The sequence below is a fragment of the Candidatus Thorarchaeota archaeon genome, from assembly GCA_021498125.1.
In the GTDB taxonomy this organism is placed as follows: Archaea; Asgardarchaeota; Thorarchaeia; order Thorarchaeales; family Thorarchaeaceae; genus B65-G9.
Genome location: JAIZWL010000002.1, coordinates 162,279 through 174,785, shown reverse-complemented (window position 1 = coordinate 174,785; position 12,507 = coordinate 162,279). Strand labels below are relative to the sequence as shown.

Here is a 12,507-nt window from a genome sequence, read left to right as displayed (position 1 = left end):
TATGAATCAATATGCGCATATTGATTCATAACAAATTATAGGTGAAACTAATGGCAAAACTATGTATTACTTCCACCGGACCAACTCTTGATGCTCCTGTGGATCCACGTTTTGGGCGATGTGCATACTTTATCTTTGTAGACTCTGATACACTTGCCTTTGAGGCAGTGCCAAATGAGGCTGCAATGTCTGCTGGTGGTGCTGGTGTCCGTGCATCACAGTATGTGGCATCCAAAGGAGTTAATGTTGTAATCACTGGGAGTGTCGGGCCAAATGCATTTCCGGCTCTGCAGAGTTCAGGAATTCAAATACTTCTCAATACTGGTGGTACTGTTCAACAAGCAATTGAGCAATATAACCGAGGCGCGTTGAGTCCTCCATCTGGCGCTGGTCCGACGTATATGCCCTCTGGTACAGGTATGGGTATGGGTATGGGCCGTGGTGGCGGCTATGGCCGTGGTGGCGGCCGAGGTATGGGCCGTGGTGGCGGCCGTGGACGTGGCGGGTGGTGATTGATGATCCGTCGTCTTCTCATCCCTGCTGAAGACTCATCCGGTACGCGGGTTTCCAATCATTTTGGGCGAGCCCCTTTCTTCGCATTGATTGACATAGAAGATGGTACTGTTGTTGCTAGATCTGTCGAACCAAATACTGGGGAGCACAGCGGTGGCAGCGGCCATGCTCACGACAACGTCCTGCGATACAATCCTCATGTAGTCATTGTTTCTGCAATGGGCCCTCGCGGGCTTGACAGTTTTCAGACAGTCAATGTGGCAGTATTGCGAGCAAGTTCTGACAGCGTTGATGAGAACATCGACGCATATCTTAACGGCGAGCTAGATGAGCTTACTGAGGGATGTTTAGAGGCGCATCAGTGATCATATGTATTTCATGGAGGTTTAATTGATGATAATTACTGTTGCTTCAGGTAAGGGTGGCACAGGTAAGACTACAGTTGCAGTAAATCTTGCTTTATCTATTGAAAACGCGCGTATTTATGATTGTGACGTTGAAGAGCCAAATGTGCATATGCTTCTTCACCCCACAGACACAACCTCCCGGACTGTAGAACTTCCGGTCCCGGTTGTAGACAAAGAGAAGTGTACACTTTGTGGTAAATGTGCAGAGTTTTGTCAATTCAATGCGATCTTTGTAGGAAAGGCAGATGTTGTTCTCTATCCTGAGTTGTGTCATTCATGTGGAGGTTGTGCATTAGTCTGCCCAGAAAATGCGATAACTGAAGTAGGGCATCCCGTGGGCCAAGTTTATTTCACTAAATCCAATGGGATCTCTCTTGTGTTTGGTGAACTCAATATTGGTGAACCAATCGCTACTGCTGTTATCAAAGCAGTCAAGGATGACATTAGCAAAGAGGATCTGAACATTGTTGATGCCCCCCCAGGTACCGCCTGTCCTGTGATAGAGACCATGCGTGATTCCGATTTTCTAATTCTTGTGACCGAGCCTACTCCATTTGGTCTACATGACCTGTCTATGGCTGTCGATGTTGTTAGAGAACTCAAAATACCCTTTGGTGTGGTGATTAACAAAGCAGGTATTGGTGATAATAGCGTGAAATCTTATTGTGAGGAACAACACATTCCAATTCTGTTGGAGATTCCCTTTACACGCGAGATTGCAGAGTACTATTCTAAAGGAATTCCCTTTGTCAAGGAATTACCCGAGTGGAAGGAACGTTTCGCTGAGATGTATCATTGGATCGTAAAGGAGGTTAAAGGCTAATGACTACAGAGATTGCTGTCATAAGTGGAAAAGGCGGAACAGGTAAAACAACTATTACTGCTGCTTTTGCCTCGATTGCCAAGAAGATCGTTCTTGCAGATTGTGATGTGGATGCTCCTGACCTGCATATTCTTCTACAACCGAATATTCTCTCGACATCGGACTATATCGGGACCAAAGTGGCGATTATTGATGAATCGCTCTGTACTAACTGTGGCCTCTGTGAGCAGCATTGCAGGTATGATGCTGCACATCCGCCAGTGATAGACCCTATTGCTTGTGAGGGTTGTGGTGTCTGTGAATATGTATGCCCTGAAACCGCTGTTCGCATGGAGGATAATGTTTCTGGTCTACTATTTGAATCGGAAACCCGATATGGTCCTATGGCTCATGCCCGATTACATGCGGGGGAGGGCAATTCGGGTAAAGTCGTGACTGAAGTGCGTAAACGTGCACTTGATCTGGGTAAGAAATACGAGTTATCTACAATCCTTATTGATGGATCTCCGGGGATAGGATGCCCTGTTATTGCTACAGTTACTGGCATTCATCTTGGAGTGATCGTGACCGAACCGACCTTGTCTGGGATTCATGATATGAAACGGGTCCTCTCTTTGATGAAACAGTTCAAGACCACGCCCGTTGTCATAATCAACAAGTTTGATTTGAATCCCGATATGACACACGAGATTGAGTCCTTTTGTAAGGAAGAGGGTATTGAGGTCCTTGGAACGATTCCTTTTGATTCGGTGATGACCAAATCAATGGTCGCTGCAAAGACTCTTCCAGAGTTCGCACCGGACCATCCAATCACACATACCCTTGAGGGAATGTGGCAGCGAATTATTGCGCTTGCATCAAAATAAGGCCGGAGTTGGCCTGTAGAGGTTATTCCTCTGCAGGTCTACTCCCAAGTTCTTCTAGTCTGCGTGAGATTTGTTCGAGTGTCTGTTGCATGGCCTTAAGCTGGTTTTCGATGAGATCTTTTTGTCTCTTTAGAGCCTCGACCTCATTGTATGCTGGCGGCGTCCAAGCGGGGGGGGCTGTTCCTGTGCCTTGTCCCCAGTATCCCATTGTCCAGCAGGAGCCTGGGCCATACAACCATCCCGGTCGCTCCCAAGGTGGAAGGTCTCGGAATGGGCCATTTCCGGGCCACATGCCTCCATATGATCCCCCACCCCATCCACGACCTCGGCCATAATACCATCGTCCGCTCATATTATCACCATCTATTTTTGTGCATAATCCCACTATAAGTTTTGTTAATGTAGCTCTAAATCTCTAGATAATGTCAAATACTCCCATGAGTAGGAGTATTGTGTGAAATATGATGCATAGACGTCGTAGGGGTTCCCGTGGTCGATTTCCAATCCAGCCTATTATTAAAAAGAAGCCAGGGATAAAACAAATGACCCCCGAGCCACAGCTTAATGACGAACCAATTTACCTTGATCTTGCGGAGGTGGAAGTACTTAGGCTGGTCGATTTAGATGGTCTCTATCAAGAGGATGCTGGCCTTTCAATGGGTCTCTCTCGCGGAACGGTGTGGCGATTATTAGCCAGTGCGCGGCGGAAACTTCTACTTGCCATCTTTGAGGGGCGCCCTCTCGTGATTGGTCAATTGCAGACAGCATCCGATTAATTTAATAAACTCGCAAAAAGAAAAGAAATGGTAGCGGGTGGTTGATTTGAACAACCGATCTCGGGGTTATGAGCCCCGCGGGATAGACTTTGTCGATTTCGGAGCCGAGTCCGCCAATCTCTGGCTTCCCCAACCCGCTGAGAGAATTTTGATTAGAGTGGTTTTAAGGCTTTTTATACGGGGATGTTCTGTTCTCTCTCTTCGCGCTCCTTTTTAATCGTTGTACCGACATGATACCAGTACTGTTCACTATGAGGAACCACTGATGTTTGAATTAGTTCTGTTAAGTATAATTTACTCAATTTGGATAATTCTACTTGTCAATGCCATGGTTTCAAGTGATGAGATCTCATTAACTGTGGCGACTCTCCCCTATATTGTGACATTCCCGATCTCTCTTCTTCTTGCTTCAACTGTTGAACTAATTCTTCCAGGTTTTTTTATTGTTGACATCTTGCTGATACTTATTGTGGGTCTTCTTCTGTTTGTAAGATGGGTCATGGCTATTGTGGGTGAATAGCATGACTGCCTTATTTAAAACTCAGGTTCAATAGCGCACAATAGGTTCGTTTGTTAACAGAGCCTTATTGCTCTACTTTCTTTTGAACTCAGTATACCCGCATCGCCCGCAGGCAAAACGGTTGTAGTGCTCAGCCATATAGGTGCCCTTTTCACAACGGGGGCATTGCCTCTTAAGAGATGTTACTTTGCCATCCTTGTCAACTTTGTACATCTTGTGAGTGCTGGACATTTTAATTGCCCTCCTTCTTCTTGGGCTCATGCCTCTTGATAATATATTCATTTTCGATTTTCTGTGCAGCCTCTGCAGTAGTATAGATTCTAGCTGAACCTGTAGTTCGGCCTATCCCGAAATTAGTCTGCATATTACGCACGACCACTGTTGTTGGATCCGCATCAAACTGAGCTGCAAGTTTCGCCTTGATATCCGGTCTGCTGGGGGTCGGTTCTCCAACGTGGTCTATCTTAAAGTCAATCTCTCTTCTTCCTAGAGGCTTGTTGTCCCGTTCTTGAAGAATCTCAATTTTCATTTTAATCACTCTGAGACTCGATCCGCTTCCAAGGCGATTCAGCCATTCGACTTTGAGTCGGCTAATAAAGGTTTCACCAATGACATATGTACTCGCAAGATACTATCATCGTACCTTCAAGGCGTATTTGCCTGGTTTATCGATATTAAGCCGTTCTGCGATATACGATGTCTTTCGAGGGTCTTCATGGGGGTCTCGACCGGGAAGGATGACTACAATTCCTGTATAGGAAGTAGAAAAGTTTGTGCCTCTGCAATTTGGGCAGACGCTCTCTGTGGTGAGATAATGACATTGTTTGCATGCTCTTAAACGTGCCATTCCTAACTACCATCCTATACTATTTCTTTTTCTCCTTCTTTACCTCGCCTCTCGCGATTTTGACATCCTCTTCCACCCAAGAAATATCGGGTCCTATTTTCCCTAAGAATGGTTGACGCATCGTGAGACCGAGTTTTCCTGATCTGCTTCCAGTATCGAAGCTGATAGTGGTGATACGGGCTCGGACTTGATCTCCTTCCTGAAGAATTCGTCCAGTCTCCTTACCCATCAATGAATTACCTTTTTGATCTTGGGTGATAAAGTCATCGCAAATTTGGCTTACATGGCAGAGTCCGTCAAGAGGCCCTATTCTAATAAATGCGCCAAAGTCCATGATCTCAACAACATTACCCTCTACTATTTCGCCACGTTCGGGATTGAATGCCAGAACGCGATACGTCACGGAGTGGTAGGTTGCGCCATCACCGGGTACAAGCCTGCCTAGTCCAATCTCGTCTATGCCAATGACTGCAATCATCAGTCCAATATCTCTATCAAGTACATTTTCATGATCCTTCCGCAGATGAACCATTGCAGCCTCTTCGAGTGGCTGTCCGAACTGAGATGGAGGAATCCTTACGATATCCTTCACCGTGACAATTTTGTAAATTGGTGAGACCTCCTTGCATCATCATCGATCCCGCCCTTTGGCGAGACCATAGTAAGAATAATCAGTCCATGACCAACTGGTCAAGGGTACTGACCTGACGGCTCAGCGGTGCAACCCCGTAGTCACCATAAAAACATTATGACAGGACAAAACGGAGTAGCAATATGCATTGAACGATTCTCATCAGGCTGTATATCCCTCTAGCTCAAGTTTCTTTTTGCCTCGTACGAATAGTACTGGTATTTTTGCCCGTCGAGCACGTTGTCTAAGGTCTCTGTCGTTTGTTGCAATGATCCCCCGTACCTGCTTTGCATATGCCAGTATCTGATCATCCACTGGTAACGGTAAGAATTGTTCGGGGACCTCTACGATTTTACAGCGCTCCATCAATGATTTTGCCACATTAAATGCTATACGTTCTTTCTTATCGCGTGGTCTTGCGAAGCGTCGATTGGTTTCTTTTACAACTGATTTGAGAATTTGGAACTCGATCTTGCGTTCTAAGATACGCTCGGACTCTTTGAAAATATCAATCCCGGCCTGAACCGGGGCTGCTAGAAAATTTGTATCTATGATGACCGTCAGAGGCAATTGCATTCACGTGTTATGCGAATGTCTTCTCGTATAAACTCTGGCATGTTTGAATCATATGACTGCGTGTCCAATCAGACGCCATTTATTATCGACTCTTCGGCCTAACGCAATTCGTTGCCCCGCTTCTATACATACAGGTCTCTTCAGTGTGAGTTCTATCTCGTCACCATGCAAGCGTGTGATCACACCAACTGTTGCTGCTGTACCTACTACAAGCATTAACGGTTCATTATGTCGAAGGTTCTCGACCTCTTTCTCAGTATCCATCCCAACCACTCTTTGCATCAGTTGTGGTTGTATTGTGAGCTTGTGGACGGTCTTGGGCATTTTGCCCACCTTCCCAACAACATTCCCTACAAGTCGGTCTGCGCGGGTGATTGATGGATCCAAGCTGGTACCGACTCCTATGAGTCCTCCTGGATGTGCTTCTTGAAGGTAATTTCCGCTTCCTGATACAAGACTGACAATTTTGGCGCGAATTGGCTTGAACCCCTTATCCGTTTTCATACCCGGCGCTATCTCTATCTCATCTCCGATCTTTAAGCGTCCTTGAACAACTGAGCCTCCCACTACTCCTCCCTTGAGATCTTGCGGCAGTGTTCCTGGTTTGTTGATGTCAAATGATCGCGCCACAAACATTTTCGGAGGCGCATTCTCATCTCTCTCAGGTGTGGGTATTATCTCTTGGATCGTCTGGATGAGCAGGTCAACATTTGCTCCAAATACGGCTGACACTGGTATAATGGGCGCATCTTCTATTGATGTGCCTTTGATGAATTCCTTGATCTGTTGATAGTGCTCTCTAGCCTGTTCCGGTGATACCAGTTCGATTTTATTTTGAACTATTATTATTCTCTTGACACCCACTATCTCGAGTGCGTGCAGGTGTTCTGCCGTCTGAGGCATCGGGCATGGTTCATTAGCGGCAATGACCAGTATCGCACCATCCATCAGGCTTGCACCGCTGAGACATGTGGCCATGAGCGATTCGTGACCCGGGCTATCTACAAACGACACTTCTCGAAGAATTTCGAGAGGTTCTCCACAGTGAGGGCACTTTCCATCTTTTGCAATATGTGCGGTCGTGTAACACTGAGGTTCAGGGCATTTTGGGCACTTCATCAAGGTTGTGGCTGCATAACCGAGTTTGATTGAGATTCCGCGTTTTATCTCATCCGAGTGACGATCAGTCCATTCTCCAGTGAGAAACTCTACAAGTGTGGTCTTCCCATGGTCAACGTGACCAAGTGCTCCAATATTGATTTCTGATTGCCCTTCGTATTTTCTGGTCACTTGTGATTCACTTCCACTGGCCTTGTCGTTATGTGGTTCTCACTGAGACCCCATATGAAGTATATGGTTGCTCCGTCCTAACGGCGGAGATTAACTGCTATTGCTGTAGGTATAGGCACTTGCCTACTATGCAGCCTGTATCACAAGTTCTTCTAGTGAAGTTGAGCCCTTCTGTTCAATACGCATGTTCACTTGAACAATGCTTCGATCAAGCTCTCTGCCACGAACGGTTCTACGGCGTGCAATTCCTCGCCTCTTAGGATGAAAACCAGGAGGCCCCCGAATCAGGACCCTCTTCTTACCACTGCCATGAACATCAGGGCGAATGGGAAATCCCGATGAGTCACTTCCACCTGTAATTTTAAGCTTGTACCCTGGCAAACCAATTGCATCCCCCTCGATGATTTCTCCAACCGTCTTACCCACTAGCGCGTTACTCTTTGTTTCGTCCAACTCGTACTGGACTGCTTTTCCGGTTTCAGGGTCTGAAATTACAAGTTTGAACGGCACTTTTTTCGCCAACCTATTTTTCATTTTGGCGTCCAGTATGGACAACGCAGTAGCGATTTGTATTCACTTTATGAGGCTTTCGATATGCAAGGGTCTGTGTGAAAAGTCACCAAGCACGATTGTAAGAGGTCAAATCACCTCAGCGTAACGCCCTATTCCAACCACATCGGTATCCTGCTCTGACTGATTCTGTTCATACCTGTGGACGTTCCACATAACGCCGATTTTGGCGGCTCTGTGTGAAAAGTCAGTGCAATCGAGATTATGAAAAGTATGGTGCTCATCTTATGACCGGATTCAAAACTCCGCAGGCTCTATGCGGACTTGATTGATCTATGTCTATGGACTTTTCACACAGCTCCGATTTTGGCAAAGAACTTATATGACTTATGTGGTCGGTTTGTTCGGTCTATAACGAGATGGCATTGGTAGCAATTGAGCTGAGGGGTGCTGGTATGGACTCTATTGATTGGAATATTATTGACCTTCTTCGAGAGAATTGTCGAATAAGCTATAGTCAAATTGCGCATAAGTTGTCACTTTCTACTGTTGCAGTTTTCAAACGTGTGTCAAAGCTCCGAAAAAAAAATATAATTCGCTTTGCAATGGATATTAATCCTCTTTTTTTTGGATTTTACCCAATTAAATTTGATTTGACCATGACTTGTAGAACTGTATCTTCTTTTATTGAAGACCTTTTGCCATGCATGATTATTTCAGAATTATGGCAGATTTCTGAATCTGGATATCAAATCAATGCATTTGTCCGAAATGAAATGGATTTTCATAGTATTAAGAAGAAACTTTGTGATATGCCCGATGTTAATCGGGTAGAACTTCAAACGATATTACAATCTAAATATCCACATAGTAATTATGGTAAAAAAATTATGGATGTATTACGATGTCTTGCTATATCGCCCCGTTCCACATCAAGTGAAATTTCTGATACTATTGGACTATCCTCAAAATCAGTGCGGCGAATTATCAATAGATTACTGACTGATGAACACATCAAATTTACTATCCGTATTAACCAACATAAAACAAAACAAATTGGGATTATTATCAAAGCTAAAACGAACTGTATTGACACACTTGCTCTCTCTTCTTTGAATTCATTATCCCACCCGCCTAAAAGTTACCGTATTATGACGGAAGTTATGGCTGACAAAAAAACTGTTTATGATCATTTCTTGATACACTCTATGGAAACTGCACTAGAACTTTATGATTGTTATCAGTGTATCGCTGGAGTCAAGCCTCTTAGATTATCAATTGTCATGAAACATGTTTTATATTCGACATCTGGTCTGATTGAGTGAAAAATATTTTTTCGCACTGCATTCTACTATGTCCATTCATTAACCGAAGAGTTACGAAACCTCTATGTAGATACAATGAACAAACGGGTTGCTGTTATGCAGTGCGTTTCTATCGATAATTCGGAAGGTATGCAATCGTGATAGTTGAAACTGGTATGTTTGCTATTTTGATGGGACTGAAAACAGTTTCTAGGAGGCCCATGTATGAATGGGCTGCTGCCTCTCCGGAACTATTTTATCAATGAATGCCTCGCGATGCATACCTGTTCACTATTAGTCACAGTGCAACAATAAAATAATATGATAATTTGGGTTGGAGTTGTGGTGCGTGACAGAACCAATTGTCAAAGCAACTAAACTTGTAAAGACGTTCAAGAGTGTTAAAGCTCTTAACGGGCTAACACTGGACATAGAACCGGGTATTTTCGGTCTAATTGGTCCAAATGGGGCCGGAAAGACCTCGTTTATTAGAATCCTCTTGGGTCTTATTCAACCTGATGCTGGTTCGGTTAAGGTCCTGAATATAGATGTGGTCAGAGACTCTTTACAGATACGGGAGAGGTTAGGTGTCCTCCATGAACACCCCACTTATCCGAAGAGATTGACTCCACTACAATTTTTGCACGTGGTTCAAGATATATATGAGGGCGGCACGGATCCCATGGTGCTTTTAGAAGCAGTGGGCATTTCGGCTGCTGCGCATCGCAAAATTGGCACTCTTTCTGCTGGGATGCTCCAACGACTTGGTATTGCTCAAGCTCTAATTAGTGAGCCTGAGTTAGTAATTCTTGACGAGCCAACAAGTAATTTGGATGTAGTAGGTCGTGAAGAGATCATCAGGTTAATCTTAGACCTACACAACGACCTAGGAACGTCATTTATTGTGTCTTCGCATGTTCTCGCAGAACTTGAACGCATCTGCGATAGTATTGCATTAATTCGTGGAGGTGTAATTCTGGAGAGCGGCAGGACTGTTGACTTGATCCGGCGTCATACCAAAGGGCGGTATCGAATAGACACGGATCGCCCACAACAACTTGCTTCGTTGTTGGAACAGATTCAGGGTGTGGGGGGGATACGAGTGACTGGTATCAACACGGTGACTCTTAGCTATACCCTTGATGACCTTAGCACGTTTGAACAGAAATTAAGAGACCTAGCTTCTCGTGTGAATTGCCACATCTATTCTATTCAGCGGGCGAGCACATTGGTGGATGCATATATGGAGGTCATTACAAATGAACCGTAGACTGAAGCGATTCAAAGTTCTGTTGACTTTTGAACTCACAACACATTATTCCTTTCCCTTCTTAGAGGGCATTATTGCGGTAACTATTCTTCTGGCATTCTATTTTATGGCAAGTACCCCATTAGCAGCTCATTATCTTATACTGCCCACTCTTTCAGCGAACGAATCCGCGGCTCTTGTGGCTGCAATCAATCAATGGATTGCCTTGCACGCCGCCTATCACTTAGGAGGATGGTCTCTGAGAATGTCGGTATTTCTGTCATTTTTGGTCCCACTTCTCACTTCACTCAGCTTTGCGAGAGATATGGATCAAGGAATGTTTCGGACACTATGTTCCTATCCCATTGCCAGATCGCAGTTGCTCCTCTCAAAGGAACTGATAGTCCTCATCGCCACTTGTGGAACCGCCACGCTCTCTCTCATTCTTGGACTTATCACTTTTGAACCGGGACCAGTCCGCATGGATATCTTGATTCTCTGCATCCTTGTAGTCTGGGCTCCTTTACTCTTTGTATCTACAGTCACTGCACTTATTGCAATACTATCAAAGAGTCTTCCAGCATCGCTTTTTGGGGGAATTGGTGTATCTATTGCGATGCAGGCCCTATCTTATTTCAGATCCGTCCCTGCTGGTGTTGCATCATTTCTCAATCCTAGTATTATACTCATCCAGTATATTCAAGAAGACTTTTTCGTTCCTCTGCTAGTCGCCCTTGTTTATGGAATCATGGTTTCTATTATCGCGAGTGGTATTTTTATGATTATAGGAGTCGACTACTTTAAGAAAATGGAGGCATAAGGAGGAGGAATTTGTTTTATGCGTCTAGAACGATTTCTTGTTGTGTTGGGTCTTGCGTTTCTGATTGCCGCCTTTATTCCGGGAAGTACCACAATTGATGGACGACTAATAAACCGTGGCGACTATCAATGTTTTCTCGTCGATGGCTCTGGTGATCTCTATGTGGATGCAAGAGGTGAGGATGTTGTGGGTAGGAATCTCTCCCTGTACGTCTTGACCTATGCCGACACTGTTACTTTGGTCCATTCGGGGTCAATGACCAATCTAGAACCAATATTTTCTGTAGAGAACGTAGCAAACTTTACAGGCACTATTGCGTTACCGCGCCCTGGCTGGTATAGTGTTGTTATCCTGCCAAATATCTCCAGTCCTGAGATATCCAATATGCGTTACGACATCCAGATCTCACGAGTAACCCCTTATGTTTTTCCACTTCTTCTCTTTGTCATCTCGGAGATTTTGGGATTTGGAATATACCTTTGTAGGATGTGTCGAAACCGTGGGACAATAGATGCACTTTGTAAGGGGCGGGTCTGATATTGCCGTACTATTAATTCAGATGTTAACGAACGTATAATACTTCACATTCTGAATCCGAATATGCTATCATACTGATAGTGATCGGAATGTGTGGTGTTCTAGATGATACATTCAAAAAGATCCAAACTAAAATTCGTCTTTGTAATACTTGTGTTTGTTCTTATATCCACAACAAACGTGAGTGCAGCATTTACTATTTCTCAGACCGATACATCAGGGTATTCTGATGCACGAACTGTGGGAAACCCTCCTATTTGTTTCTACAAGATAAACCATGATGCAAGTTCTGGCTCCGTTGAGGTATGTGGTGATCATAATGTTCCATTTGGCCCCGAATATTGTCAAATGGAGGTCGTAATGCGATTTAAGGCCCCTGAATCCGCGGGTTATCTCAGAGTTGCAACAACATGGTGTCTTAGTTATATGATTGAGACCAATTACCCTATAGGAACTGCTAAAATTGAAGTTAGATATGTGCTCTATACAGATAGCTATTCAGGTCTGGAATCACACAGTTCAGGTTTTGCTCTGAGTGTTACTACCCCTTGGTGGGGTGGTCACAATACCGAAAAGGGCATCAAAAGTATGAGTGCTGAACACAGTGTACTTTTTGATCATACTATACAAAGTGGTACATGGTATCGAGTGGCAGTTCAGCTCTACATATATCTTGATGGCGAGGCCAATGCTTGGAGCCAAGTAGGTGTTGGCAATCCTGTAAATCTTGATGTATCAGAAATTATGGTCTACACATAGTCTAAAATCCAGATGAGGGGGCGAAATTCGCCCTCCTTTTTTAATTGTTTTACTTGCTATGGGAGCTGTGTGAAAAGTC

General features: G+C 44.5%; 19 protein-coding genes and 1 tRNA gene. 11 read left to right on the top strand and 9 right to left on the bottom strand.

All coding sequences use genetic code 11. The features are described from left to right. Window positions 1-50 precede the first annotated feature (50 nt). The 4 genes from K9W43_08340 to K9W43_08325 are packed head-to-tail and all read left to right on the top strand — an operon-like array spanning window position 51 to window position 2,609. On the top strand, window positions 51-512 hold the full coding sequence (locus K9W43_08340; protein ID MCF2137236.1) for a NifB/NifX family molybdenum-iron cluster-binding protein: 462 nt from the start codon (window positions 51-53) through the stop codon (window positions 510-512). 3 nt (window positions 513-515) lie between these two features. Further along, window positions 516-878: a NifB/NifX family molybdenum-iron cluster-binding protein gene (locus tag K9W43_08335; protein MCF2137235.1), complete on the top strand. Its 363-nt coding sequence runs from the start codon at window positions 516-518 to the stop codon at window positions 876-878. A 28-nt stretch (window positions 879-906) separates the two neighbouring features. Continuing rightward, window positions 907-1,743, top strand: a complete 837-nt coding sequence (locus tag K9W43_08330) for an ATP-binding protein (GenBank protein ID MCF2137234.1) — start codon at window positions 907-909, stop codon at window positions 1,741-1,743. Next, complete coding sequence (locus K9W43_08325; protein ID MCF2137233.1) at window positions 1,743-2,609, top strand: 4Fe-4S binding protein; 867 nt, start codon at window positions 1,743-1,745, stop codon at window positions 2,607-2,609. The genes K9W43_08330 and K9W43_08325 overlap by 1 nt, the downstream gene beginning before the upstream one ends. A 22-nt stretch (window positions 2,610-2,631) precedes the next feature. On the opposite strand, the gene K9W43_08320 is transcribed toward K9W43_08325, so the two are convergent. Further along, window positions 2,632-2,961: a hypothetical protein gene (locus K9W43_08320; GenBank protein MCF2137232.1), complete on the bottom strand. Its 330-nt coding sequence runs from the start codon at window positions 2,959-2,961 to the stop codon at window positions 2,632-2,634. 109 nt (window positions 2,962-3,070) lie between these two features. Here K9W43_08320 and K9W43_08315 point away from each other — a divergent pair, with 109 nt between their 5' ends. After that, window positions 3,071-3,385 (top strand): DUF134 domain-containing protein, encoded by a 315-nt coding sequence (locus tag K9W43_08315; protein MCF2137231.1) that lies wholly within the window; start codon window positions 3,071-3,073, stop codon window positions 3,383-3,385. A 28-nt stretch (window positions 3,386-3,413) separates the two neighbouring features. Here K9W43_08315 and K9W43_08310 read toward each other — a convergent pair. Beyond that, window positions 3,414-3,524: transfer RNA gene (locus tag K9W43_08310), tRNA-Met, on the bottom strand. A 126-nt stretch (window positions 3,525-3,650) separates the two neighbouring features. Here K9W43_08310 and K9W43_08305 point away from each other — a divergent pair. Then, window positions 3,651-3,905 carry a hypothetical protein gene (locus K9W43_08305; GenBank protein ID MCF2137230.1) on the top strand — a complete coding sequence of 85 codons (255 nt, stop codon included), beginning with the start codon at window positions 3,651-3,653 and terminating at the stop codon, window positions 3,903-3,905. A gap of 72 nt (window positions 3,906-3,977) precedes the next feature. Here the strand turns inward: K9W43_08305 and K9W43_08300 are convergent, their stop codons facing one another. The 7 genes from K9W43_08300 to K9W43_08270 all read right to left on the bottom strand — a co-directional run bounded on the left by K9W43_08300 (window position 3,978) and on the right by K9W43_08270 (window position 7,759). Further along, complete coding sequence (locus K9W43_08300) at window positions 3,978-4,136, bottom strand: 30S ribosomal protein S27ae (GenBank protein ID MCF2137229.1); 159 nt, start codon at window positions 4,134-4,136, stop codon at window positions 3,978-3,980. Between the two features lies 1 nt (window position 4,137). After that, window positions 4,138-4,434 (bottom strand): 30S ribosomal protein S24e, encoded by a 297-nt coding sequence (locus tag K9W43_08295; GenBank protein ID MCF2137228.1) that lies wholly within the window; start codon window positions 4,432-4,434, stop codon window positions 4,138-4,140. A gap of 105 nt (window positions 4,435-4,539) precedes the next feature. Further along, window positions 4,540-4,752, bottom strand: coding sequence for a hypothetical protein (locus K9W43_08290; protein MCF2137227.1), 213 nt, complete (start codon window positions 4,750-4,752; stop codon window positions 4,540-4,542). Window positions 4,753-4,771: 19 nt separating this feature from the next. Beyond that, window positions 4,772-5,362, bottom strand: a complete 591-nt coding sequence (locus K9W43_08285) for a DNA-directed RNA polymerase (GenBank protein MCF2137226.1) — start codon at window positions 5,360-5,362, stop codon at window positions 4,772-4,774. 183 nt (window positions 5,363-5,545) lie between these two features. Next, complete coding sequence (locus K9W43_08280) at window positions 5,546-5,959, bottom strand: nucleotide-binding protein (GenBank protein ID MCF2137225.1); 414 nt, start codon at window positions 5,957-5,959, stop codon at window positions 5,546-5,548. A 48-nt stretch (window positions 5,960-6,007) separates the two neighbouring features. Then, window positions 6,008-7,249, bottom strand: a complete 1,242-nt coding sequence (locus K9W43_08275; GenBank protein MCF2137224.1) for a translation initiation factor IF-2 subunit gamma — start codon at window positions 7,247-7,249, stop codon at window positions 6,008-6,010. A 126-nt stretch (window positions 7,250-7,375) separates the two neighbouring features. Next, the gene (locus K9W43_08270) at window positions 7,376-7,759 is read right to left on the bottom strand and encodes a 30S ribosomal protein S6e (protein ID MCF2137223.1); all 384 of its coding nucleotides are present in this window, start codon (window positions 7,757-7,759) and stop codon (window positions 7,376-7,378) included. A gap of 419 nt (window positions 7,760-8,178) precedes the next feature. On the opposite strand from K9W43_08270, the gene K9W43_08265 reads away from it, so the two are divergent. The 5 genes from K9W43_08265 to K9W43_08245 all read left to right on the top strand — a co-directional run bounded on the left by K9W43_08265 (window position 8,179) and on the right by K9W43_08245 (window position 12,428). Next, window positions 8,179-9,084: an AsnC family transcriptional regulator gene (locus K9W43_08265; protein ID MCF2137222.1), complete on the top strand. Its 906-nt coding sequence runs from the start codon at window positions 8,179-8,181 to the stop codon at window positions 9,082-9,084. A 328-nt stretch (window positions 9,085-9,412) separates the two neighbouring features. Next, window positions 9,413-10,333 carry an ABC transporter ATP-binding protein gene (locus tag K9W43_08260; GenBank protein ID MCF2137221.1) on the top strand — a complete coding sequence of 307 codons (921 nt, stop codon included), beginning with the start codon at window positions 9,413-9,415 and terminating at the stop codon, window positions 10,331-10,333. Then, window positions 10,323-11,132: an ABC transporter permease gene (locus K9W43_08255; protein ID MCF2137220.1), complete on the top strand. Its 810-nt coding sequence runs from the start codon at window positions 10,323-10,325 to the stop codon at window positions 11,130-11,132. Before K9W43_08260 ends, K9W43_08255 begins: the two co-directional genes overlap by 11 nt. An 18-nt stretch (window positions 11,133-11,150) precedes the next feature. Next, on the top strand, window positions 11,151-11,669 hold the full coding sequence (locus K9W43_08250; protein MCF2137219.1) for a hypothetical protein: 519 nt from the start codon (window positions 11,151-11,153) through the stop codon (window positions 11,667-11,669). 105 nt (window positions 11,670-11,774) lie between these two features. Next, window positions 11,775-12,428 (top strand): hypothetical protein, encoded by a 654-nt coding sequence (locus K9W43_08245; protein MCF2137218.1) that lies wholly within the window; start codon window positions 11,775-11,777, stop codon window positions 12,426-12,428. Window positions 12,429-12,507: the final 79 nt, after the last annotated feature.

Excerpts from the sequence above, each read along its gene's own strand:
- K9W43_08340 (MCF2137236.1), top strand. The coding sequence starts at position 51 with ATGGCAAAACTATGTATTACTTCCACCGGACCAACTCTTGATGCTCCT.
- K9W43_08335 (MCF2137235.1), top strand. The coding sequence starts at position 516 with ATGATCCGTCGTCTTCTCATCCCTGCTGAAGACTCATCCGGTACGCGG.
- K9W43_08330 (MCF2137234.1), top strand. The coding sequence starts at position 907 with ATGATAATTACTGTTGCTTCAGGTAAGGGTGGCACAGGTAAGACTACA.
- K9W43_08325 (MCF2137233.1), top strand. The coding sequence starts at position 1,743 with ATGACTACAGAGATTGCTGTCATAAGTGGAAAAGGCGGAACAGGTAAA.
- K9W43_08320 (MCF2137232.1), bottom strand. The coding sequence starts at position 2,961 with ATGAGCGGACGATGGTATTATGGCCGAGGTCGTGGATGGGGTGGGGGA.
- K9W43_08315 (MCF2137231.1), top strand. The coding sequence starts at position 3,071 with ATGATGCATAGACGTCGTAGGGGTTCCCGTGGTCGATTTCCAATCCAG.
- K9W43_08305 (MCF2137230.1), top strand. The coding sequence starts at position 3,651 with ATGTTTGAATTAGTTCTGTTAAGTATAATTTACTCAATTTGGATAATT.
- K9W43_08300 (MCF2137229.1), bottom strand. The coding sequence starts at position 4,136 with ATGTCCAGCACTCACAAGATGTACAAAGTTGACAAGGATGGCAAAGTA.
- K9W43_08295 (MCF2137228.1), bottom strand. The coding sequence starts at position 4,434 with ATGAAAATTGAGATTCTTCAAGAACGGGACAACAAGCCTCTAGGAAGA.
- K9W43_08290 (MCF2137227.1), bottom strand. The coding sequence starts at position 4,752 with ATGGCACGTTTAAGAGCATGCAAACAATGTCATTATCTCACCACAGAG.
- K9W43_08280 (MCF2137225.1), bottom strand. The coding sequence starts at position 5,959 with ATGCAATTGCCTCTGACGGTCATCATAGATACAAATTTTCTAGCAGCC.
- K9W43_08265 (MCF2137222.1), top strand. The coding sequence starts at position 8,179 with ATGGCATTGGTAGCAATTGAGCTGAGGGGTGCTGGTATGGACTCTATT.
- K9W43_08255 (MCF2137220.1), top strand. The coding sequence starts at position 10,323 with ATGAACCGTAGACTGAAGCGATTCAAAGTTCTGTTGACTTTTGAACTC.
- K9W43_08250 (MCF2137219.1), top strand. The coding sequence starts at position 11,151 with ATGCGTCTAGAACGATTTCTTGTTGTGTTGGGTCTTGCGTTTCTGATT.
- K9W43_08245 (MCF2137218.1), top strand. The coding sequence starts at position 11,775 with ATGATACATTCAAAAAGATCCAAACTAAAATTCGTCTTTGTAATACTT.